This is a genomic window from Mycobacterium sp. SMC-17 (assembly GCF_045310915.1).
Lineage (GTDB): Bacteria > Actinomycetota > Actinomycetes > Mycobacteriales > Mycobacteriaceae > Mycobacterium.
On the sequence record NZ_JBJIAK010000168.1, the window covers coordinates 1 to 1,089 of the forward strand.

The 1,089-nt window shown below is 65.3% G+C and carries 2 protein-coding genes; one reads left to right on the forward strand and one right to left on the reverse strand.

The window, feature by feature from the left end:
- Window positions 1–431, reverse strand: a 431-nt coding sequence (locus ACJH7A_RS30610; RefSeq protein ID WP_406803330.1) for an AMP-binding protein, incomplete at its 3' end; no start/stop codon positions are given.
- A 176-nt stretch (window positions 432–607) separates the two neighbouring features.
- Between ACJH7A_RS30610 and ACJH7A_RS30615 the strand changes: the two genes are divergently transcribed.
- Window positions 608–1,089: helix-turn-helix domain-containing protein (locus ACJH7A_RS30615; RefSeq protein ID WP_406803331.1), on the forward strand; the 482-nt coding region annotated here is incomplete at its 3' end.

Consider the following 1,089-nt stretch of genomic DNA (forward strand, 5'->3'; position numbering starts at 1 on the left):
TCGGAGAGCTTGGCGTGGCCGTGCGCGTCCTTGCCGGAGACCACGACATGCGCGAGGTCGGGCATGCGCGCGACGATGTCCTTCACGACCGGTAGCAGCGCCTCCGACACGAACAGCACGCGCGCGCGGCAGTCGCCGAGGATGTAGGCGTATTGCTCCGCGGTCAGCAGCGTGTTGAGCGGCACCGGCACCACGCCGGCGCGGATCGCGCCCAGGAACACGATCGGGAAATCGACCGTGTCCAGCATGATCATGGCGACCCGCTCTTCGCGGCGGACGCCGAGCCGGCGCAGCATGTTGCCGACCCGCCGGGTCTGCTGCTGCAACTGGCCGTAGGTGATTTGCGAGGCCGTGTCGTCGAACACGACCTTGTCGCCGCGACCCTCATCGACGTTGCGGTCGAGCAGCCAGGAGACTGCGTTATAAGTCATGCCCCGCTCCCCGGACCTTGCTTGGGACCCAGACGCGCCACGCTTCCCTCTCCTGTGAATTTAAGAATTATAATTCATACAAGGCCACCAGCTCGGCTTGCTGTCAATCTTTATCGGCATTATGTTTCCTAGACTAACGGCCTGATTCAGCCAGGACCGCGCGTCGCACAGGGATCATGACCGCAGCCAACGATCCGGAAACCGACTTCCTCGAACAGCTCGGCCAGCGGGTGCGCACCACGCGCGGCCTGGCCGGCATGTCGCGCAAGGTGCTCGCAAAAGTCTCCGGCATTTCCGAACGCTACATCGCCCAGCTGGAGAGCGGCAAAGGCAATGTCTCGATCGTGCTGCTGCGCCGTGTCGCAGGCGCGATGGGCGCGCATCTCGAGGACCTGATCCCCTCGAGCGAGCCGGTGCCCGATTGGGCGGTGATCCGAGATCTCCTGCGCAAGGCGTCGCCGAGCCAGATCGCGCAGGCCAAGGACATGCTCGCCGGCAGCAGCCCGCTGGCGCCACGCCGCGCCTCTTTCTCCGGCATCGCGCTGATCGGCCTGCGCGGCGCCGGCAAGACCACGCTCGGGCGGATGCTGGCGAAGAAGATCGGCTGGAGCTTTGTCGAGCTCAACAAGGAGATCGAGGCGCAGAACGGGCTCTCGGT